Raw genomic sequence first — 21,309 nt, 5'->3', positions numbered from 1 at the left:
GGCTTAAACCCGAAATCCGTGGTTTGAACAAGGAACGCCGCTGTCATGAACGAAATTACCCACACCCGACTGCGCCCGCTGGCGGACACATCGCCCTCCGCCATCGTCGCCGGGTTCATCGCGATGATGACCGGCTACACCAGTTCGCTGGTGCTGATGTTCCAGGCAGGGCAAGCGGCGGGCCTGACCAGCGGGCAGATTTCGTCGTGGATCTGGGCGATCTCCATCGGCATGGCGGTGTGTTCGATCGGCCTGTCGCTGCGCTATCGCACGCCAATCACGATTGCCTGGTCGACGCCCGGCGCGGCGCTGCTGATCACCAGTCTTGGCGGCGTGAGCTACGGCGAAGCCATCGGTGCCTACATTACCTGCGCGGTGCTGGTGACGATTTGCGGCCTGACCGGCAGCTTCGAACGGCTGGTGAAAAAGATCCCGGCCTCCCTCGCCGCCGCGCTGCTGGCGGGGATTCTGTTCAAGATTGGCAGCGAAATCTTCGTCGCCGCGCAACACCGCACCGGTCTGGTGCTGGGGATGTTCTTCACTTATCTCATCGTCAAACGCCTGTCGCCACGCTATGCGGTGCTTGCCGCGCTGCTGATCGGCACCGCGCTGTCGGGTTTCATGGGTTTGCTGGACTTCAGCGGCTTTCATCTGGAAGTGGCGACACCGGTCTGGACCACGCCGCACTTTTCCCTGGCCGCGACCATCAGCATCGGCATTCCGCTGTTTGTCGTAGCGATGACCTCGCAAAACATGCCCGGCATCGCCGTGCTGCGGGCCGACGGCTACAACGTCCCGGCCTCGCCGCTGATCACCTCCACCGGCATCGCGTCCCTGCTGCTGGCGCCGTTTGGTTCCCACGGCATCAACCTCGCAGCGATCAGCGCGGCGATCTGCACCGGGCCGCATGCCCATGAGGATCGCAACAAACGTTACACCGCTGCGGTGTGGTGCGGGATTTTCTACGGGATTGCCGGGGTGTTCGGCGCCACGCTGGCGGCGCTGTTCGCCGCGCTGCCGAAGGAATTGGTGCTGTCGATTGCCGCACTGGCGCTTTTCGGCTCGATCATCAACGGCTTGAGCATCGCCATGACCGAGGTGAAGGAACGGGAAGCGGCGCTGATCACTTTCATGGTCACGGCGTCGGGGCTGACGCTGTTTTCCATCGGTTCGGCGTTCTGGGGGATTGTCGCGGGGGTGTTGACCTTGCTGATCCTCAACTGGCGCAAGGCTTGAGGCCTCGTTAAAAAGCAGGCATAAAAAAACGGCGACCCTCAGGTCGCCGTTTTTTTCAGTATCACTTAGCCGGGTTGATCGGCTTTTCCGGATACCAAACGTCCAGCAGCGGGCTGATTTCAGTAGAAGTCAGCTCGGAGCGGGTTTTCAGCCAGGCTTCAACAGCAGCGCGCTGCTCTTCGGAGACCGAACCACGCTTCTGCAGGCAAACCAGACCGAAGTCGTCGCCGCCGACATAGCCCAGACCGTTGGCTTCCATGGCTTCTTTGATGAATGCTTCGAGGAAAGCGTCAATGGCTTCTTCGGACAGGTCTTCTTTGAAGCCCAGGTTCAGTTCGAAACCCAGCTCTTGAAATTCATCGACGCACAGTTTTTTGCGCAGACGCTGGGAACGGTTAGTCGCCATTGGAACAATCCTCTTAAGTAATAACGGCCGGCACTTTACCAGTTTAAGCCGGCGATTGCCCGACTCTCTGGGACGTGCGTGCGACCGCCTGTAAAAAAATAACGAATTGGCGCCCTTGCGAAAGGCACAAGCTGTTACACCTTGGGGCATAATGCCGACACTTTCATGACCACTGAGGGCCTTTTCATCCATGTCCTCGTCTTTTTTCCCCTCGGCTGTAGGGTTTTATTTCATATGATCAAATCGTTGCGTCCTCTGCTCCTGGCCGGTCTTCTTCTGCCGCTGGCCCTGCCCGTCTCCGCTGCCACCATCAACACCGCCCTGACCCCCAACGTCGAAAAAGCCCTCAAGGCCAGCAAGCTGCAGCCCACCGCCCTGTCGCTGGTGATGGTGCCGCTGGACGGCCCGGGCACGCCGACCGTGTACAACGCCGACGTCTCGGTCAACCCGGCCTCGACCATGAAGCTGGTCACCACGTACGCGGCGCTGGAAATGCTCGGCCCCAACCATCAGTGGAAAACCGAGTTCTACACCGACGGCGACCTGAACGGCGGGATCCTCAACGGCAACCTCTACCTCAAGGGTGGCGGCGATCCGAAGCTGAACATGGAAAAACTCTGGCTGCTGATGCGCGACCTGCGTGCCAACGGCGTAACCCAGGTCACCGGTGATCTGGTATTGGATCGCAGCTTCTTCGTGCAGCCGCAACTGCCGGAATTCAACGATGACGGCAACGACGAGAACAAGCCGTTCCTGGTCAAGCCGGACTCACTGCTGGTCAACCTCAAGGCCCTGCGTTTCGTGGCCCGCAACGACAATGGTCGGGTGTTGATCTCGGTTGAACCGCCGATTGCCAGCATCAACATCGAAAACACCGTCAAAGCGCTCAACTCCAAACAATGCACCGGCGGCGTGCGCTACAACCCGGTGCCGCAAGCCGATGGCAGCGTGACCGTGACCGTGGCCGGCCAGTTGGGCGAAGGCTGCAGCTCGCAGACTTATCTGTCGCTGCTCGACCACGCGACCTACACCGCCGGCGCCGTGCGGGCGATCTGGAAGGAACTGGGCGGCAGCATCCAGGGCAAGGATCGTCTGGCCCCGACCCCGAGCAGCGCCAAAGTGCTGGCCCGCGCGTTTTCGCCGGATCTGGCGGAAATCATCCGCGACATCAACAAGTACAGTAACAACACCATGGCTCAGCAGCTGTTCCTGAGCCTGGGCCAGAAATTCCGCAACGACGCCGACGGCGATGACGCCAAGGCCGCGCAACGCGTGGTGCGTCAGTGGCTGGCGAAGAAAGGCATCACCGCGCCGCACCTGGTGATGGAGAACGGCTCCGGTCTGTCGCGCTCCGAGCGAGTCAGTGCCCGTGAAATGGCCAGCATGCTGCAAGCGGCCTGGCACAGCCCGTACGCCGCCGAGTACATCAGCTCGCTGCCGATTGCCGGCACCGACGGCACCATGCGCAAACGCCTGAAGACCACCGCGATGCGCGGCGAAGCCCACGTCAAGACCGGCACCCTGAACACCGTACGGGCGATTGCCGGCTTCAGCCGCGACGTCAACGGCAACACCTGGGCGGTGGTGGCGATCCTCAACGACAAGGCCCCGTTCGGCGCGTCGTCGGTGCTGGATCAGGTGCTGCTGGATCTCTACAAACAGCCGCGGACGCCGCAGACTGCTTCGGTTCTGTAATCCCCCGTACATGATTGTTCCCACGCTCTGCGTGCGAATACAGCCCGTGACGCTCTGCGTCACTGGACGCGGAGCGTCCCCGGAGGCATTCCCACGCAGAGCGTGGGAACGATCAGGTGGCAGAGGGGCTCAGTTCATCTGCCGCTCAACCCGATCCCGTCCGCCCTGCTTCGCCGCATAGACCCCGGAATCCGCCCGCAGCAACAGCGCGTCCGCGCCCTCTCCCGGTCGCCAGCTGGCAATCCCGAAACTGGCCGTCACCACCCCCACCACGTCGATCGGCGCACTGCGCAGGCTGTGCCATAACTCCTCGGCCAGCATGTGGGCGTGATCGCCGTCGATGTCCGGGCACAGCACCATGAACTCTTCGCCGCCCAACCGGCAGAACACGTCGGTACGCCGCAGACGATGGCCGATGCGCTCGCAGACCGCCTGCAATACGCGGTCGCCCACCGCGTGACCGTACTGATCGTTGATCCGCTTGAAGTGGTCGATGTCGAGCATGATCACCGACAACTCGCCGCCCCCACGCTCGACTCGGGCCATTTCGGTGGTCAAGCGCTCCTGGAAATAGCGCCGATTGTGAATGCCTGTCAGGGAATCGGTCACAGACAGTGCGCGCAGTTCTTCTTCGACGCGCTTCAGGTCGGAAATGTCGGAGATATAACCGTGCCACAGCACGCCGCCGCCCGGCAATTCCTCCGGGGTCGCCTCACCGCGAACCCAGCGCAGACCGCGCCCGGGTAACTGCACGCGGTATTCCTCGCGCCACGGGCTGAGGTTGTCCGCCGAGGCACGGATCGACTTGCGCACGCGGCTGACGTCCTGCGGGTGGATGCGGGTGAAGATCGCTTCGGCGTTGAGCAGCAGCACGTCCGGCTCCAGCTCGTAGATCTCACGGATGCCGTCGCTGGCGTAGATCACGCTGAAGCGACCGTCGAACTCCATTTTGAATTGATAGATCCCACCGGGCACGTGGGCGCTGAGTTTCTTCAACAGCACGTCCCGTGCGGCCAGCGCTTCGTGCACGCGCTTGCGCTCGGTGATGTCGATGCAGATCGCCAGATGGCCGACCCACAGCCCCTGCTCGTCCAGCACCGGCGTGGCCAGCATGTTCACTGGAATGTGGCTGCCGTCCTTGCGCACCAGCGTCCACTCGCGCGCCTCGTGCCCGCCCACTTCCCCGCCCTCCACCAGCATCGCCTGACAGGTCGGAATGGTCTTGCCATAACGGGCGCTGAGCTCCGCCGCGCGGGCCACCAGTTCCCGGGGAAAGTGCAGATTTTCCAGGGTCATGTGGCCGACCACTTCGCTGCTGAGATAACCGAGCATCTGCTCGGCGCCGGGGTTGAAGGTGTTGATCACCCCGCGCAGGTCAGTGGCGATGATTGCCACCTGGGTCGCCGCGTTGAGCACCCCGCGCAACTGACCGTGGGTGCCGCGCAGTTCCTGTTCGCGCTCATGCAGTTCCTGGGTGCGCAATTCGACCATGCGCAACGCGCGCTGGCGCTGACTGACCAGCACATAAAGCAGCGCGCTCAGCAGCAGACTGAGCAGTCCGCCCAGCACCACCACGCTGCCAACCGACGAATGGTTGGCCTGCATGAACGCTTCGCTCGGCAGGATATCCACCTGATAGTCGTGATCGGCCATGCGCACCAGCCGGGTAGCGGACAGATCGCTCGGCGCCGGTTCATTGGTCGATTCGAACAGCACTTCATGCTGATCGTTGGTAGACAGATCGAGAATGCGCACCGACAGATAGTCATGAAATGCATCCGGCAAGCCGTCTGCCAGCAGCTGACGCATGCTGATCACAGCCATCACATAGCCGTATGATCTGGGCTCGCCTTCGCGCAACACCGGTGCCACCAGCAATACGCCGCGGGCGTAAGCCGGCTCGATACCGACCAGATGCATCGGCTGCGACACTGCCAGACTGCGAAGCTGGTCGGCGCGCTCCAGTGTCGTGCGGCGCAACGGTTGTGCAAGCAGGTCGTACCCCAACGGTGAGCCGAGCCGGCTCTGGGTCTGGCTGTACAACACCACCACGTATTCATCGCGGGCGGAGGCCAGTTGCAGTTCGCCGCGCGCATTGAGTTCGCGCACGCTGAAGGTGCTCAGGCCCTCATCTCGCACGCGCTGCTCGAAGGCGGCACGTTCGGCACCGCTCACCCGCAAGGCAAACGAATAAGCCTGGGTGCGCAGCAATAGAGGATGGGTGTAACCGTCGAATTCGGCGCGAGACACCGATTCGGAGTTGGCGAAGAACCGGCGCAGGCCGTCGAGGCGTTGCTCCTGATCCTGAAAACGTTCTTCGATGCGGCTATAGCGTTCGTTGGCCAGCAGCTGAAAGCGTTGGCGCAACTGGCTGTGAAACTGATTGAGGGTGCCCCAGGCGAGCAGCCCCGTGAGAATTCCGCCGGCGAGCAATACCAGCACCCCGACCAGCCAGGCCGAGACGTCTTCGCTGATAAAACCCAATATCTTCGGGCGCACGGGGTGCAACGACATAAAAGCCACTCACTACGTCAGCATCTGCGGGAAAAACCCCATCGGCCGTGTGTGAGTTATAGCTATTAGCCACTAATTTGGCTAGCTCTGAACGGATCCAAGAGCCTTTAAAAATCAAGGCTCTGTGGATCCAATTTTGCAGAGCGTCAACGAGCCGTGATTTTCCAGGCGCGGTGGATCTTGCCGTTACGGGCGAAATCCGGGTCGATGGTGCTGGCGGTGATTTCCTCGACCGCGTAACGCTCGGCCAGGTTGTCTTCGAGCTGGAACTTGCGGAAGTTGTTGGAGAAGTACAACACCCCACCGCTCGCCAGTCGGGCCATGGCCAGGTCGATCAACTGCACCTGGTCACGCTGCACGTCGAAGATGCCTTCCATGCGCTTGGAGTTGGAGAACGTCGGCGGATCGATGAAGATCAGGTCGTATTCGTCGCGGGAATTCTCCAGCCACGCCATTACATCGCCCTGCTCCAGACGGTTCTTGTCGGAGAAACCGTTGAGCGACAGGTTGCGGCGCGCCCAGTCGAGGTAGGTTTTCGACAGGTCGACGCTGGTGGTGCTGCGCGCGCCGCCCTTGGCTGCGTGCACGCTGGCGGTTGCGGTGTAGCAGAACAGGTTGAGGAAGCGCTTGCCGGCGGCCTCTTTCTGGATCCGCATGCGCATTGGCCGGTGGTCGAGGAACAGCCCGGTGTCGAGGTAGTCGGTGAGGTTGACCAGCAACTTCACGCCGCCCTCGGTCACTTCATTGAACTTGCCCTGAGCCGCCTGACGCTCGTACTGCTTGGTGCCGCTCTGACGCTCGCGGCGTTTGACCACCACGCGGCTCTTGTCGATGTTCAGCGCCTGCGGGATGGCCGCCAGCGCATCGAACATGCGGATCGAGGCCTTTTCCGGGTCGATCGACTTCGGCGCGGCGTATTCCTGAACGTGCACCCAGTCGTGGTACAGGTCGATGGCCATGGCGTATTCCGGCATGTCCGCATCGTAGACGCGGTAGCAATCGATGCCTTCGCGCTTGACCCACTTGCTCATGGCCTTGAGGTTCTTTTGCAGGCGGTTGGCAAACATCTGCCCGCCTTCGCTCAGGCGCGGTTGCTCAATCACTGGCGCCGGGGCCGGCGTCGGTTTGATCGGGTTGCCGTTCTTGTTGAACTTGCGCTCTTGCGGCTCGTTCGGCGTCTGATCGTAAGCAGCCTGCTCGCGTTCGGCCTGACGCTGCTCCGGGGTACGACGCTCGCCAGTGACGAACTGATCCGGCAGGACTTTGATCAACAACAGCTTGCACGGCAGCGCGCCGTTCCAGAACGAATACTGTTTGTGGCTGCGGATGCCCATGCGCTTGCCCAGGTCCGGCGCGCCGGTGAACACCGCCGCTTCCCAGTTCAGGCAGGCCTGACGCAGACGCTCGCCAAGATTCTGGTAGAGGTACAACAGGCTGGCTTCATCACCCAGACGCTCGCCGTACGGCGGGTTGCAGATGACCAGGCCTTTCTGGTTCTGGTCCGGACGCGGCTCGAAGGTCGCCACTTCGCCCTGATAGATCTTGATCCACTCGCTCAGGCCGGCGCGTTCGACGTTGTTGCGGCCCGGCTGAATCAGGCGTGGGTCGGCTTCATAACCACGAATCCACAGCGGCGGCTTGGCCAGACCGGCAGCAGCACGCTCGACCGCTTCTTCATGCAGCTTTTTCCACAGCGCCGGCACGTGGCCGAGCCAGGCGGTGAAGCCCCACTGCTCGCGACGCAGGTTCGGCGCCATGTCCGCGGCGATCATGCCGGCTTCGACCAGGAACGTGCCGACACCGCACATCGGGTCAGCCAGCGCGCCACCTTCGGCGGCGATGCGCGGCCAGCCGGACCGGATCAGGATCGCGGCCGCGAGGTTTTCCTTCAGCGGCGCGGCGCCCTGCTGCAAGCGATAGCCGCGCTGGTGCAGGCTGTGGCCGGAAAGGTCGAGGGACAGAATCGCTTCGCCGCGATCCAGGCGCAGGTGAATGCGCAGATCCGGGTTGAGCTTGTCGATGCTTGGGCGGTCGCCCTGCGGGGTGCGCAGTTTGTCGACGATGGCGTCCTTGACCTTCAGGGCGCCGAAGTGGGTGTTGTCGATGCCCGAACCGTGGCCGCTGAATTCCACGGCCAGGGTGCCATCGGCCAGCATGTGATCCTGCCAGTCGACGTCGAGTACACCGTGGTACAGGTCTTCCGCGTTTTTCATCGGGAAACGCTTGAGCACCAGCAGCACCCGGTTGGCCAGACGCGACCAGAGGCACAGGCGATAAGCGGTTTCCATGGTCGCCATACCACGCACGGCGGAGGTGTGTTCGCGGGCCTCTTCAAGGCCAAGCCCGACGGCTTCCTCGATGAGCAGGCCTTCAAGGCCTTTGGGGCAAGTGAGGAAGAGTTCGAAACGGTCGGACATGGTTTTTCCAGAGCCTTTGGCTAATGAACCGGCAACGCATTGCCGATCCGGTTTTCAATCAGGCGCTTTTCTACAAGAGCGCCCGCGTGGCACGAAGGTGTGCCGTTCCATCCCCGCTGCTCGGGTTAAAAGAGCTTAGATGCCGGGACAGATAAAAAAGTTGAAGCAACAAAATGACTCAAAGCAACCCTTCGTCGAATAGTACCCCAGCGTAAACGTGGGTCATTCTCACTAAAGGATTAACCTCATCATCCAGCGCGGGGCCGATCATACCGGGGTTTGGCCAATAGACGCTGGATAAATACGCGGTTACTTATGGCCATAGCATCTTTTTCGTTACGTCCTTATGACAAAACGGTCATTCCATCGATGTGACTCATTGGTTAGAACTGGACACAGGTTGACGTCGCAACGGCGTCAACACCTTGGCTCGCCACGCCGGCAGCGAGCCGCCAACGGCAGAGTTTTTCTGCCAGACCTCAATTGAGGTCGACGCGACAAAAACAGTCAACAAGTGAGGGAAACACCCTATGAGAAGACTTAAGCGTGATCCGTTGGAAAGAGCATTTTTGCGCGGATATCAATATGGCGTTGGTGGCAAATCCCGTGAGCTTTGCCCATTTACTCTACCGTCGGTACGTCAAGCCTGGATCAACGGCTGGCGAGAAGGACGCGGCGACAACTGGGACGGTATGACCGGCACTGCGGGAATCCACAGACTCAACGAACTTCACGCCGTCGGCTGACACAGGGCACTTATTCCGACACGACAATCTGATTTCGTAACAACCTGATCACCATGCACGTCCTTCCCGGACGGCGGGCTACGGCCCAGGGGCTCCTTCGAGGAGCCCTTTTTTATGCCTGCCTTTTATTTCCGTCGATCAGCGCTTGGCGGCGATCGCGTCCACGGACTCGCGGATCAGCGCCGGGCCCTTATAGATGAAGCCGGAGTAGATCTGCACCAGGCTCGCGCCGGCAGCGATCTTCTCCGCCGCATGCTTGCCTTCGGTGATACCGCCCGCCGCGATGATCGGCAGCTTGCCGCCCAGCTCGGACGCCAGCACTTTCACGGTGTGAGTGCTCTTCTCACGCACCGGCGCGCCGGACAGACCGCCCGCCTCGTCACCATGTTCCATGCCTTCGACGCCCACGCGGCTGAGGGTGGTGTTGGTGGCAATCACCGCGTCCATCCCGGTTTCGATCAGTGCTTGCGCAACCTGCGCGGTTTCTTCGTCGGTCATGTCCGGCGCGATCTTGATCGCCAGCGGTACATGTTTGCCATGGCGCAGGGCCAGTTCAGCGCGGCGCGTGGCCAGATCCGCCAACAATTGCTTGAGTGAGTCGCCAAATTGCAGGCTGCGCAGGCCCGGGGTGTTCGGCGAACTGACGTTGACCGTGACGTAGCTGGCGTGGGCGTAGACCTTGTCCAGGCAGATCAGGTAGTCGTCTACCGCGCGCTCGACCGGGGTGTCGAAGTTCTTGCCGATGTTGATCCCCAGCACGCCCTTGTATTTGGCCGCCGCCACCCGCGCCAGCAGGTTATCCACACCGAGGTTGTTGAAACCCATGCGGTTGATGATCGCCTCGGCTTCCGGCAGACGGAAAATCCGTGGTTTCGGGTTGCCCGGCTGCGGGCGCGGGGTCACGGTGCCGATTTCGACAAAACCGAACCCCAGCTGCGCGAAGCCGTCGATGGCCGCGCCGTTCTTGTCCAGACCGGCCGCCAGACCGACAGGGTTCGGGAACTCCAGGCCCATGACGGTCACCGGCAGCGACGCCGGGGCCTTGCACAGCAAGCCGTTGATGCCCAAACGCCCGCCCGCGCCGATCAGATCCAGCGACAGATCGTGGGAGGTTTCCGGGGAAAGTTTGAACAACAGCTGACGGGCCAGGGTGTACATGGGCGGCTATGACTCGGGCGGCGAAAAGAGGCGGCGATTATAGCCGGGCATCGCCCCGCCGCGCGAGGCGCACGGGTAAATCCGTGCGCATGGCATATGCCTTGCACCTTCCTCGGCATCAGCCCGCAGGCCAATGGTGGCGTGCAGGCAAGGACAATGGCGTCGTCTCTCGGTTTTGCGCGGGCAAAGCCTGGGACGACGTTTTTTTTGAGGGTGGCTTTCATGACTCAAACCTCCGCCGGGCCGCTGGCCTGGGTCAACGGCAGCGATGCCCCGGAAAAAAGCGCGATCAACCTCGGCTTCATGGCCCTGAGCGACTGCGCCTCGCTGGTGGTCGCGGCTACTCAGGGCTTTGCCCAGCCTTACGGCCTGACCCTGAACCTCAAGCGCCAGAGTTCCTGGGCCAACCTGCGGGACAATCTGGTCAGTGGCGAACTCGATGCCGCCCACAGCCTTTACGGTCTGATCTACGCGGTGCACTTGGGCATCGGCGGTGTCGCGCCGACCGACATGGCGGTGCTGATGGGCCTGAACCAGAACGGTCAGAGCCTCAACCTGTCCCACGGTTTGCAGGGCCTGGGCGTGACCGGTCCTGAAGCGCTGCACCACCATGTGCACCAAACCCGCGCAAAACTGACCTTCGCCCAGACCTTTCCGACCGGCACCCATGCCATGTGGCTGTATTACTGGCTGGCGAGCCAGGGCATTCATCCGTTGCAGGATGTCGACAGCGTGGTGGTGCCGCCACCGCAAATGGTCGCGCACCTGCAGGCCGGGCGTATTGATGGCCTCTGCGTTGGCGAGCCGTGGGCGGCCAGCGCCGTGCAGCAGGATCTCGGTTTCACGCTGGCGACCAGCCAGACCATCTGGCCCGATCACCCGGAAAAAGTCCTCGGCTGCACCCGCGCCTTCGTCGAGCAATACCCCAACACCGCCCGCGCGCTGGTGATGGCGGTCCTCGAAGCCAGCCGTTTTATCGAAGAAAGCCCGGAAAACCGCCGCAGCACCGCGCAACTTCTCAGCGCCAGCGAGTACCTCGACGCCCCGGTGTCCTGCATCGAACCGCGCTTTTTCGGCAACTACGACGATGGCCTCGGCAATCGCTGGCAGGATCCGCACGCCCTGCGCTTTCACGGCGATGGCGCGGTGAATCTGCCGTACCTGTCGGATGGCATGTGGTTCATGACCCAGTTCCGCCGTTGGGGTTTGCTGCGCGATGACCCGGATTACCTCGCCGTCGCCCGTCAGGTGCAGCAACTGGAGATCTATCGCGACGCGGCGACTGCTGTGGGCGTCGCAGCCTGGGGCAAGGACATGCGCAGCAGCCAGTTGATCGACGGCAAAATCTGGGACGGCAGCGACCCGGCCGCCTACGCCCGAAGCTTCAAGCTCCACGCGCTGAGCGACAGCGCGCCCCTTTTCGCCCAACGCTGACAGGAGACCGCGAACATGCTGCGCATTCTGCTGATCAACGACACCGCGAAAAAAGTCGGACGCCTGAAAGCCGCGCTGACCGAGGCCGGTTTCGAGGTGATCGACGAGTCGGGTCTGACCATCGACCTGCCGGCGCGCGTCGAAACGGTGCGTCCGGACGTGATCCTGATCGATACCGAGTCACCGAGCCGCGATGTGATGGAGCAAGTGGTGCTGGTCAGCCGCGACCAGCCACGGCCGATCGTGATGTTCACCGACGAACATGACCCCGGCGTGATGCGTCAGGCGATCAAGTCCGGGGTCAGTGCCTACATCGTCGAAGGCATTCACGCACAACGCCTGCAGCCGATTCTCGACGTGGCCATGGCCCGCTTCGAGAGCGATCAGGCCTTGCGCGCCCAGCTTCAGGCCCGCGACCAGCAACTGGCCGAGCGCAAACGAATCGAACTGGCCAAGGGCCTGTTGATGGAAATGAAGGACTGCAACGAAGAAGAGGCCTACACCCTGATGCGCCGCCAGGCCATGAGCCGCCAGCAGAAACTGATTCAGGTGGCGGAGCAGATCATTGCCATGAGCGAGTTGCTCGGCTGAAAAGCCCCTCACCCTAACCCTCCCGAAACGTCGGACCGCCCGGAGGGAGAGGGAACCGACCGCAGTGTCTTGCGTCATACATCGACCTGAAAAACCCAGTCGATTATGGATTCAAAGCCGATCGTTCACGTCGGCGTATCTCTCGAATATCCCCCGATCAGTCCCCTCTCCCTCCGGGAGAGGGCTAGGGTGAGGGGCTTTTGATTTTGACTTGGCACAAATCTCGCTAAGCAATCCCTACAGGTAACCAACGGCGGTTGCCCCACCTACGACAAAGACGTCGCTCACCTTCTTCGCCCCTTTCGGCGATCCGGGTAGCGGCGTTTTTGCGTTTTGGCCCCACAGCCCGGGGCCGGTGGTGCGGCCGTGGCGGCGCTCCACTTGCTGGCTTGTGACTCCTTCTCGAGATTCTTAACAGCTGAGGTGCGCGATGAATAAAAGCTTCTGGAAATCCGGCCACACCCCGACCCTGTTCGCGGCCTTCTTGTATTTCGACCTGAGCTTCATGGTCTGGTACCTGCTCGGCCCGCTGGCGGTGCAGATTGCCGCCGACCTGCACCTGACCACCCAACAGCGCGGCCTCGTGGTGGCCACGCCGATTCTGGCCGGCGCGGTGCTGCGCTTTGCGATGGGCATGCTCGCCGATCGCCTGTCGCCGAAAACCGCCGGGCTGATCGGCCAGGTGATCGTGATCTGCGCACTGTTCGGCGCCTGGAAGCTTGGCATCCACAGTTACGAACAGGCCCTGCTGCTCGGTTTGTTCCTCGGCATGGCCGGCGCCTCGTTCGCCGTGGCCCTGCCGCTGGCCTCGCAGTGGTATCCGCCAGAGCATCAGGGCAAGGCGATGGGCATCGCCGGGGCCGGCAATTCCGGGACTGTGTTCGCGGCACTGATCGCCCCGGTGCTGGCGGCGGCGTTCGGCTGGAGCAATGTGTTCGGTTTCGCCCTGATTCCGCTGATCCTGACCCTGGTGCTGTTCGCCTGGCTGGCGAAAAACGCGCCGGAGCGGCCGAAAGCCAAGTCCATGGCCGACTACTTCAAGGCCCTGGGCGATCGCGACAGCTGGTGGTTCATGTTTTTCTACAGCGTCACCTTCGGCGGCTTCATCGGCCTGGCCAGCGCCCTGCCCGGCTACTTCAACGATCAATACGGTTTGAGCCCGGTGACCGCCGGTTACTACACCGCGGCCTGCGTGTTCGGTGGCAGCCTGATGCGTCCGCTGGGTGGCGCGCTGGCGGACCGGTTCGGCGGTATCCGCACCCTGCTGGCGATGTACACGGTAGCCGCCGTCTGCATCGCGGCGGTCGGCTTCAACCTGCCAAGTTCCTACGCGGCGCTGGCACTTTTCGTCTGCACCATGCTCGGTCTCGGCGCGGGTAATGGCGCGGTGTTCCAACTGGTACCGCAACGTTTCCGTCGCGAAATCGGCGTGATGACCGGGCTGATCGGCATGGCCGGCGGCATTGGCGGTTTTGCCCTGGCGGCAGGCATGGGCGCGATCAAACAGAGCACCGGCAGCTATCAGCTGGCGCTGTGGTTGTTCGCCAGCCTTGGCGTGCTGGCGTGGTTCGGCCTGCACGGGGTCAAACGTCGCTGGAGAACCACTTGGGGTTCGGCGGCCGTGACCGCTGCCCGGGTCTGAAGCCCGAATGGCTCTGCAACTGAGCTTTGCCGAAGCCAGCGCCACCGGCCCCCGCGCGGAAAATCAGGACGCTTTGCGCCTGGTGACCCCCGCCCCGGCGCTGGCTGCCAGCAAGGGTTTCCTGTTCGCCATCGCCGACGGCGTCAGCCAGTGCGCCGATGGCGGGCTGGCCGCGCGTTCGACCTTGCAGGCGCTGGCGCTGGACTACTACGCTACCCCGGAAACCTGGAGCGTGGCCCAGGCCCTCGATCGTCTGCTGCTCGCACAAAACCGCTGGTTGCAGGCCAACGGTGGCGGACAGCCGTTGCTCACCACGGTCAGTGCGCTGGTACTGCGCGGCCGGCGATTTACCTTGGCCCACGTAGGCGATTGCCGGGTCTATCGCTGGCACGCCGAGACCTTGCAGCGGATCAGCGAAGATCACGTCTGGGATCAACCGGGCATGCAGCATGTGCTCAAGCGGGCACTGGGACTGGATCAGCATCTGGTGCTGGATTTTCTCGATGGCGAACTGCGTGACGGCGAATGTTTCGTGCTGCTCAGTGATGGCGTGTGGGCGGCGCTCGGCGATACCGCCATCGCCGGAATCCTGCGCGATCAACCGGATCTGAACAGTGCCGCGCTAACGTTGGTCAACGCCGCGCATCTGGCCGGCAGTCAGGACAACGCCAGCGCGCTGTTGGTGCGAGTGGATGCCGTCGGCGAGGCCAGCCTCGGCGACGCGCTGATCCATTTGCAGCAGTGGCCGCTGCCCCCGCCGCTGAAACCGGGTCAGGACTTTGAAGGCTGGCGGGTTCAAGAGGTTATAAGCCGGAGCCAGCAATCGTTGCTGTATCGCGTGCTCGATGGTCAGGGCCAGGCGTGGCTGTTGAAGACGTTGCCTGCACAACTGGCAGACGATGCTCAGGCCGGTCAGGCCTTGCTGGCGGAGGAATGGTTTCTCAAACGCGTCGCCGGGCGGCACTTTCCTGAAGTCCATAGCGCCGGCCAGCGTCAGCATTTGTACTACGTGATGCGTGAATATTCAGGGACGACCCTGGCGCAGTTGTTCGCACAAAGCGGCCCGCTGCCACTGGCTCAGTGGCAGGATCTGGCCGAACGCCTGCTGCGGGCTGTCGGCCTGTTGCATCGACGGCAGATCCTGCACCGCGACATCAAACCGGAAAACCTGCACCTGGGGGACGACGGCGAGTTGCGCCTGCTGGATTTCGGTCTGGCGTATTGTCCCGGTCTGTCGCAGGACGCACCGTCGACCTTGCCCGGAACCCCGAGCTACATCGCACCGGAAGCCTTTCAAAGCGCAGTACCCAGCGCACAACAGGATCTGTATGCGGTGGGCGTGACCTTGTATTTCTTGCTCACCGGGCATTTTCCCTACGGCGAGATCGAAGCGTTCCAGCGCCCGCGTTTCGGGGTGCCGGTGAGTGCCGGGCGTTATCGCCCGGATCTGCCGGAGTGGCTGGCGCAGTGTCTGGAACACGGTGTGGCGGCCGATCCTTTGCAACGCTATGAAACCGCCGAGGAATGGCTGCTGATTCTGGAGCAAGGTGAGCGCCGCAGCCTGAGTGTGCGCCCTCGTCCCTTGCTGGAACGTGAGCCGTTGAAGGTCTGGCGGACACTGGCGTTACTGGCACTGCTGGGCAATCTGGTCCTGCTGTTCCTGTTGTTTCATGGCTGATGTGGCGCTCCATTAACGGGCGTGCCGCTTCCATTCAGTGCAAAAACCACATCGAACATCTGGCCATTTCCAGCATTACCCCAGTGAAATCGCGGCTCAGCGCAACTTGGCACAACCACTGCATTAACGTTTCCAACTGACATAAAGCCCGACCTTCAACGACGAAGGCCAGGCTTCCCGAGAGAACGGGACAAGGACAAAGGCGTCCTCGCTAGGTAACTGGCGGGACGCCTTTTTTGTTTGCGCCATTTTTGTCGAGCAAGGCCTGACTGCCCACAAGAGGCAAGCCCGATGCTCCCGGAGAACCTGATGAAAAAACTCAAACTGGTGATGATCGGCAATGGCATGGCCGGGGTCCGCACCCTGGAAGAACTGCTCAAGCTGAGCAACGAGCTGTACGACATCACGGTCTTCGGCGCCGAACCGCACACCAACTACAACCGCATCCTGTTGTCGCCGGTACTGGCCGGCGAACAAACCTTCGAAGAAATCGTGCTCAACGACCTCGACTGGTACCTGGAAAACAACATCAAACTGCTGCTCAACCGCAAAGTGGTGGAGATCGACCGGGTCAAACGCCGGGTGATCGCCGAGGACGGCACCGAGGCCGAGTACGACCGCTTGCTGATCGCCACCGGCTCGACCCCGTTCATCCTGCCGATCCCCGGCAACACCTTGCAGGGTGTGATCGGCTACCGCGACATCGCCGACACCCAGGCCATGATCGACACCGCAAAAACTCACAAGCACGCCGTGGTGATCGGCGGCGGCCTGCTCGGCCTCGAGGCCGCCAACGGCCTGATGCTGCGCGGCATGCACGTCACCGTGGTGCACCTCGGTGAGTGGCTGCTGGAGCGGCAACTGGACAAGACCAGCGGCCAACTCCTGCAAACCGCCCTCGAATCCCGTGGCCTGCACTTTCGCCTGTGCGAACAGACCCAGGCCCTGCATGACGCCGGCAATGGTCGCGTCGGCTCGGTGCAATTCAGGAACGGCGACATCATCCCCGCCGATCTGGTGGTCATGGCCGCCGGGATCCGCCCCAACACTGAACTGGCAGAAAAGGCCGGTATCCCGTGCAATCGCGGGATCCTGGTCAACGACACCCTGCAAACCTACGACCCGCGCATCTATGCCATCGGTGAGTGCGCCAGCCATCGTGGCATCGCCTACGGCCTGGTGGCGCCGCTGTTCGAACAGGCCAAGGTCTGCGCCAACCACCTGGCGCAACTGGGCTTCGCCCGTTATCAGGGCTCGGTGACGTCGACCAAATTGAAAGTCACCGGCATTGATCTGTTTTCCGCTGGCGACTTCATGGGCGGCGAAGGCACCGAAACCATCACCCTCTCCGACCCGATCGGCGGTGTGTACAAAAAACTGGTGATCAAGGATGACGTGCTGGTCGGCGCCTGTCTGTACGGCGATACGGCAGATGGCGGTTGGTATTTCCGGCAGATTCGTGAGAATCACGCCATCGGCGAGATCCGCGATCACCTGATGTTTGGAGAAAATGCACTTGGCGATGTAGGACATCAGGGCCAGGACAAAGCCATGAGCATGGCCGACAACGCCGAAGTCTGCGGCTGCAACGGCGTGTGCAAGGGCACCATCGTCAAGGCCATTCAGGAACATGGCCTGTTCAGCGTCGACGAAGTGAAGAAACACACCAAGGCTGCCAGCTCCTGCGGCTCCTGCGCCGGGCTGGTCGAGCAGATCCTGATCAACACCGTCGGCGGCGCGGCGGACGTCAAACCGAAAAGCGAAAAAGCCATCTGCGGTTGCAGCGACCTCAACCACGGCCAGATTCGCCAGGCGATTCGCGAACAGCATTTGCTGACCATCGCCGGCACCATGAGCTACCTCAACTGGCGCACCCCGAACGGCTGCGCTACCTGCCGCCCGGCCCTCAACTATTACCTGATTTCCACCTGGCCCGGCGAAGCCAAGGACGATCCGCAGTCGCGCCTGATCAACGAACGGGCCCACGCCAACATTCAGAAGGACGGCACTTATTCGGTGGTGCCACGGATGTGGGGCGGCGTGACCAACCCGTCGGAACTGCGGCGTATCGCCGACGTGGCGGACAAATATCAGGTGCCGATGGTCAAGGTCACCGGCGGCCAGCGCATCGACCTGCTGGGGATCAAGAAACAGGATCTGCCCGGTGTGTGGAAAGACCTCGACATGCCGTCCGGCCACGCCTACGGCAAATCGATCCGCACCGTGAAAACCTGCGTCGGCAGCGAGTTCTGCCGCTTCGGCACGCAGAATTCGACCCAGTTGGGCATCGACCTCGAGCACGATCTGTTCAACATGTGGTCGCCGCACAAAGTGAAACTGGCGGTCTCCGGATGCCCACGCAACTGTTCGGAAGCGGGGATCAAGGACGTAGGAATCATCGGCGTCGATTCCGGCTGGGAGATGTACATCGGCGGCAACGGCGGGATCAAGACCGAAGTCGCCGAGTTCTTCGTCAAGCTCAAGACCGCCGAGGAGGTGCGCGAGTACAACGGCGCGTTCCTGCAGTTGTACCGTGAGGAAGCCTTCTACCTCGAACGTACCGTGCACTACCTGCAACGGGTCGGCATGGAGCACATCAAAAAAGCCGTGCTGGAAGATCCCGAGCGCCGCAAGGCCCTGAACGAGCGCCTGCAATTCTCCCTGTCGTTCGAACAGGATCCGTGGAAAGAGCGCCTCGCCCAGCCACAACTGAAGAAAGAATTCGACGTGATCCCCGTTAAAAACCTGGAGGTGCCGGCATGAACTGGCTCGATATCTGTGCCCTGGAAGAGATCAATGCCCTCGGTTCGCGGATCATTGCCGGGCCCAAAGGTGACATTGCGATCTTTCGCACAAGCGACGACGAAGTTTTCGCACTCGATGACCGCTGCCCGCACAAGGGCGGCCCATTGTCCCAAGGCCTGATCTACGGCAAACGTGTCGCCTGCCCGCTGCACAACTGGCAGATCGACCTGCAATCCGGCGAAGCCCAGGCACCGGACGTCGGTTGCGCTCACCATCACCCGGCCCGGGTCGAGAACGGCCGTGTGCAACTGGCCCTGCGGGACGCCGTCTGATGAACCGCCAGACGACCGCCTCGACCTGCTGCTACTGCGGGGTCGGCTGCGGCGTGCTGATCGAGCATGACGGCGAGCGCATCCTCGGCGTCAGCGGCGATCCGGCGCATCCGGCCAACTTCGGCAAACTGTGCAGCAAAGGCTCGACCCTGCACCTGACTGGCGACCTGGCGGCCCGGGCGTTGTATCCGGAATTGCGCTTGGGCAAAGGCCTGGCGCGCAGTCGTTGCGACTGGGACACCGCGCTGGATCACGCCACCAACGTGTTCGCCGACACCATCGCCGAACACGGCCCGGACAGCGTGGCGTTCTACATCTCCGGGCAGTTGCTGACCGAGGATTACTACGCCTTCAACAAACTGGCACGGGCGCTGGTCGGCACCAACAACATCGACAGCAATTCGCGGCTGTGCATGTCTTCGGCGGTGGTCGGCTACAAACGCAGCCTCGGCGCCGACGCACCGCCGTGCAGCTACGAAGACCTGGAGTTGAGCGATTGCGTGGTGATCGTCGGCAGTAACATGGCCTACGCCCACCCGGTACTTTTTCGCCGCCTCGAAGAAGCCAAATCCCACCGCCCGCAGATGAAAGTCGTCGTTATTGATCCACGGCGCACCGACACCTGCGATCTGGCGGACCTGCATCTGGCGATTCTGCCGGGCACCGATGTCGCGTTGTTCCATGGGATTTTGCATCTGCTGTTGTGGGAAGACTGGATCGACCGCGACTTCATCAAGGCGCACACCGACGGGCTCGCCGAGCTGAAAAGCCTGGTACGCGATTACACGCCGGCCATGGTGTCGCAGTTGTGCGGAATCAGCGTCGAGCAGTTGCAGCAATGTGCGGAATGGATCGGCACCGCGCCGAGTTTTCTGTCGCTGTGGTGCATGGGCCTGAACCAGTCCACCGCTGGCAGCGCGAAGAACAGTGCGCTGATCAATCTGCACCTGGCCACCGGGCAAATCGGCCGGCCGGGTGCAGGACCTTTCTCTTTGACCGGTCAGCCAAATGCCATGGGCGGGCGCGAAACCGGCAGCCTTTCCAATCTGTTGCCCGGTCACCGTGAAGTCGCCAATCCAGAGCATCGCGCCGAAGTGGCGGCGTATTGGGGTGTGGATAAGCTGCCGGAGAATACCGGTCTCAGCGCCATCGAACTGTTTGAACAGGTGCGCAACGGCAAGATCAAGGCGTTGTGGATTGCCTGTACCAACCCCGCACAATCGATGCCGGATCAGAACGCCGTGCGCGCCGCGCTGGAGACTTGTCCGTTCGTGGTGTTGCAGGAGGCGTTTCGCACCACCGAAACCGCGGCGTTTGCCGATCTGCTGTTGCCGGCGGCCAGTTGGGGCGAGAAGGAAGGCTCGGTAACCAACTCCGAACGGCGGATTTCCCACGTCCGCCAGGCCATTGCCGCACCGGGTGAAGCACGACCGGACTGGGCGATCACCGTAGATTTCGCACAACGCCTGGAGAAACGTCTGCGCCCGCAGCAGTCTGGCCTGTTTGCCTTCGAGCAACCGACACAGTTGTTTGATGAGTACAAACAACTGACCCGGGGTCGCGATCTGGATTTGTCCGGGATCAGCCATGGGTTGATTGATGAACTGGGGCCACAGCAATGGCCCTTTCCCGCTGGCGCTCGCCAAGGTACAGCCCGGCTGTATGGCGACGGAATCTTTCCTACGCCGAACGGGCGCGCGCAGTTCGTTGCCGATCCCTATCGCGCCGCCAAGGAACAACGCGACGCGCGCTTTCCACTGACCCTGATCACCGGCCGCCTGCGTGATCAATGGCACGGTATGAGCCGCACCGGTACCGCAGCGCAGCTATTCGGTCATGTCAGCGAAGCAGTGTTGAGCCTGCACCCGGACGAGGTGCGCCGCCACCGCTTGCAGCCGGGGGATCTGGTGAATCTGAAAAGTCGTCGGGGCGCAGTGATTGTGGCGGTCGCCAGCGATGACAGCGTGCGTCCGGGCCAGGCGTTCCTGCCGATGCACTGGGGCGATCGTTTCCTCAAGGGCGGCGTGAATAGCTTGACCCTGCCCGCCTTCGATCCTTTGTCGAAACAGCCGGAACTCAAGCACAGCGGTGTACGGCTGGAACCGGTGAATTTGCCCTGGCAACTGTTCGCACTGATCGAGGGCGATGTTCAACGGCATTTCGAGGCGCTTCGACCGCTCTGTGAGGCGTTTTCCTACGCAAGTCTCAGCCTTGTCGGACGTGAACGGCCTGCGCTGCTGATACGCGCAGCCAGCGCCGTGGCGCCGGAGCCGCAATTGCTGCGTGAAATCGACCAGTGCCTGGCCCTGATCGACGGGCCGGTGCTGGCCTATGACGATCCTCGCCGCGCCATCGGCAAACGGGTACGGATTGAAAACGGACGAATCACCGCGATCCGTCTGGCCGGTGAAACCCTTGCCCAACACTGGTTGCAAGGCCTGTGGCTGGAGGGTCGTGCCGACGAACAACTGCGGCGCTGGCTGCTGGCACCGATGAGTGCGCCGCCGGGCAATACCGGCGCGCAGGTTGTGGCGGACAAAACCTTGTGCAACTGCAAGAACGTCAGCCACAGCGCGGTCTGCGCCGGTATCCGTGAAGGTCTGGATCTGCAGGGTTTGAAAAACAAGTTGGGGTGCGGGACGCAATGCGGCTCCTGCGTCCCGGAAATCAAGCGTTTGCTGGCCGCCGAAGTGCGTCCGGTCGCCGTCATCTGAA

14 protein-coding genes are annotated in these 21,309 nt (G+C 62.2%); 10 read left to right on the top strand and 4 right to left on the bottom strand.

Annotation, left to right across the window (positions count from 1 at the left end):
• Positions 1–45: 45 nt before the first annotated feature.
• Complete coding sequence (locus tag ABFB52_RS10295) at positions 46–1,236, top strand: benzoate/H(+) symporter BenE family transporter (protein WP_085747900.1); 1,191 nt, start codon at positions 46–48, stop codon at positions 1,234–1,236.
• A gap of 61 nt (positions 1,237–1,297) precedes the next feature.
• On the opposite strand, the gene ABFB52_RS10290 is transcribed toward ABFB52_RS10295, so the two are convergent.
• Positions 1,298–1,642 (bottom strand): YggL family protein, encoded by a 345-nt coding sequence (locus ABFB52_RS10290; protein WP_085747901.1) that lies wholly within the window; start codon positions 1,640–1,642, stop codon positions 1,298–1,300.
• 234 nt (positions 1,643–1,876) lie between these two features.
• On the opposite strand from ABFB52_RS10290, the gene dacB reads away from it, so the two are divergent.
• Positions 1,877–3,337, top strand: coding sequence for a D-alanyl-D-alanine carboxypeptidase/D-alanyl-D-alanine-endopeptidase (gene dacB, locus ABFB52_RS10285; protein WP_007952030.1), 1,461 nt, complete (start codon positions 1,877–1,879; stop codon positions 3,335–3,337).
• Between the two features lie 129 nt (positions 3,338–3,466).
• Here the strand turns inward: dacB and ABFB52_RS10280 are convergent, their stop codons facing one another.
• Entirely contained in the window at positions 3,467–5,851 is a 2,385-nt protein-coding gene (locus ABFB52_RS10280) for a diguanylate cyclase (protein ID WP_085747902.1), read from the bottom strand.
• A gap of 146 nt (positions 5,852–5,997) precedes the next feature.
• Entirely contained in the window at positions 5,998–8,268 is a 2,271-nt protein-coding gene (gene rlmKL, locus ABFB52_RS10275) for a bifunctional 23S rRNA (guanine(2069)-N(7))-methyltransferase RlmK/23S rRNA (guanine(2445)-N(2))-methyltransferase RlmL (RefSeq protein ID WP_085747903.1), read from the bottom strand.
• 530 nt (positions 8,269–8,798) lie between these two features.
• Between rlmKL and ABFB52_RS10270 the strand changes: the two genes are divergently transcribed.
• Positions 8,799–9,014: a ribosome modulation factor gene (locus tag ABFB52_RS10270; RefSeq protein WP_003223300.1), complete on the top strand. Its 216-nt coding sequence runs from the start codon at positions 8,799–8,801 to the stop codon at positions 9,012–9,014.
• A gap of 138 nt (positions 9,015–9,152) precedes the next feature.
• Here the strand turns inward: ABFB52_RS10270 and ABFB52_RS10265 are convergent, their stop codons facing one another.
• The gene (locus ABFB52_RS10265) at positions 9,153–10,172 is read right to left on the bottom strand and encodes a quinone-dependent dihydroorotate dehydrogenase (RefSeq protein ID WP_129974343.1); all 1,020 of its coding nucleotides are present in this window, start codon (positions 10,170–10,172) and stop codon (positions 9,153–9,155) included.
• 222 nt (positions 10,173–10,394) lie between these two features.
• Between ABFB52_RS10265 and ABFB52_RS10260 the strand changes: the two genes are divergently transcribed.
• From ABFB52_RS10260 to ABFB52_RS10230, 7 genes are all read left to right on the top strand, one after another.
• On the top strand, positions 10,395–11,606 hold the full coding sequence (locus tag ABFB52_RS10260; RefSeq protein WP_129974344.1) for a CmpA/NrtA family ABC transporter substrate-binding protein: 1,212 nt from the start codon (positions 10,395–10,397) through the stop codon (positions 11,604–11,606).
• 15 nt (positions 11,607–11,621) lie between these two features.
• Positions 11,622–12,197 carry an ANTAR domain-containing protein gene (locus ABFB52_RS10255; RefSeq protein ID WP_129974345.1) on the top strand — a complete coding sequence of 192 codons (576 nt, stop codon included), beginning with the start codon at positions 11,622–11,624 and terminating at the stop codon, positions 12,195–12,197.
• Between the two features lie 430 nt (positions 12,198–12,627).
• Entirely contained in the window at positions 12,628–13,839 is a 1,212-nt protein-coding gene (locus tag ABFB52_RS10250; protein WP_007952035.1) for a nitrate/nitrite transporter, read from the top strand.
• A 7-nt stretch (positions 13,840–13,846) separates the two neighbouring features.
• Positions 13,847–15,517 (top strand): bifunctional protein-serine/threonine kinase/phosphatase, encoded by a 1,671-nt coding sequence (locus ABFB52_RS10245; RefSeq protein WP_346836125.1) that lies wholly within the window; start codon positions 13,847–13,849, stop codon positions 15,515–15,517.
• Between the two features lie 309 nt (positions 15,518–15,826).
• The gene (nirB, locus tag ABFB52_RS10240) at positions 15,827–18,280 is read left to right on the top strand and encodes a nitrite reductase large subunit NirB (RefSeq protein ID WP_129974112.1); all 2,454 of its coding nucleotides are present in this window, start codon (positions 15,827–15,829) and stop codon (positions 18,278–18,280) included.
• Positions 18,277–18,594: a nitrite reductase small subunit NirD gene (gene nirD / locus ABFB52_RS10235; protein WP_007951992.1), complete on the top strand. Its 318-nt coding sequence runs from the start codon at positions 18,277–18,279 to the stop codon at positions 18,592–18,594. The genes nirB and nirD overlap by 4 nt, the downstream gene beginning before the upstream one ends.
• Positions 18,594–21,308 carry a nitrate reductase gene (locus ABFB52_RS10230; protein WP_129974111.1) on the top strand — a complete coding sequence of 905 codons (2,715 nt, stop codon included), beginning with the start codon at positions 18,594–18,596 and terminating at the stop codon, positions 21,306–21,308. The genes nirD and ABFB52_RS10230 overlap by 1 nt, the downstream gene beginning before the upstream one ends.
• Position 21,309 lies beyond the last annotated feature (1 nt).

It is taken from the genome of Pseudomonas sp. 9.2(2024), from assembly GCF_039695385.1.
GTDB classification, from domain to species: Bacteria; Pseudomonadota; Gammaproteobacteria; order Pseudomonadales; family Pseudomonadaceae; genus Aquipseudomonas; species Aquipseudomonas paraglycinae.
Note: the sequence above shows the minus strand (reverse complement) of the source record. Positions and strands in the feature narration are given on the sequence as shown.

What these genes read in the sequence shown, in the direction of transcription:
- ABFB52_RS10260 (WP_129974344.1), top strand. Translation starts at nt 10,395, where the DNA reads ATGACTCAAACCTCCGCCGGGCCGCTGGCCTGGGTCAACGGCAGCGAT.
- ABFB52_RS10265 (WP_129974343.1), bottom strand. Translation starts at nt 10,172, where the DNA reads ATGTACACCCTGGCCCGTCAGCTGTTGTTCAAACTTTCCCCGGAAACC.
- dacB (WP_007952030.1), top strand. Translation starts at nt 1,877, where the DNA reads ATGATCAAATCGTTGCGTCCTCTGCTCCTGGCCGGTCTTCTTCTGCCG.
- ABFB52_RS10230 (WP_129974111.1), top strand. Translation starts at nt 18,594, where the DNA reads ATGAACCGCCAGACGACCGCCTCGACCTGCTGCTACTGCGGGGTCGGC.
- ABFB52_RS10290 (WP_085747901.1), bottom strand. Translation starts at nt 1,642, where the DNA reads ATGGCGACTAACCGTTCCCAGCGTCTGCGCAAAAAACTGTGCGTCGAT.
- ABFB52_RS10255 (WP_129974345.1), top strand. Translation starts at nt 11,622, where the DNA reads ATGCTGCGCATTCTGCTGATCAACGACACCGCGAAAAAAGTCGGACGC.
- rlmKL (WP_085747903.1), bottom strand. Translation starts at nt 8,268, where the DNA reads ATGTCCGACCGTTTCGAACTCTTCCTCACTTGCCCCAAAGGCCTTGAA.
- nirB (WP_129974112.1), top strand. Translation starts at nt 15,827, where the DNA reads ATGAAAAAACTCAAACTGGTGATGATCGGCAATGGCATGGCCGGGGTC.
- ABFB52_RS10280 (WP_085747902.1), bottom strand. Translation starts at nt 5,851, where the DNA reads ATGTCGTTGCACCCCGTGCGCCCGAAGATATTGGGTTTTATCAGCGAA.
- ABFB52_RS10245 (WP_346836125.1), top strand. Translation starts at nt 13,847, where the DNA reads ATGGCTCTGCAACTGAGCTTTGCCGAAGCCAGCGCCACCGGCCCCCGC.
- ABFB52_RS10270 (WP_003223300.1), top strand. Translation starts at nt 8,799, where the DNA reads ATGAGAAGACTTAAGCGTGATCCGTTGGAAAGAGCATTTTTGCGCGGA.
- ABFB52_RS10295 (WP_085747900.1), top strand. Translation starts at nt 46, where the DNA reads ATGAACGAAATTACCCACACCCGACTGCGCCCGCTGGCGGACACATCG.
- nirD (WP_007951992.1), top strand. Translation starts at nt 18,277, where the DNA reads ATGAACTGGCTCGATATCTGTGCCCTGGAAGAGATCAATGCCCTCGGT.
- ABFB52_RS10250 (WP_007952035.1), top strand. Translation starts at nt 12,628, where the DNA reads ATGAATAAAAGCTTCTGGAAATCCGGCCACACCCCGACCCTGTTCGCG.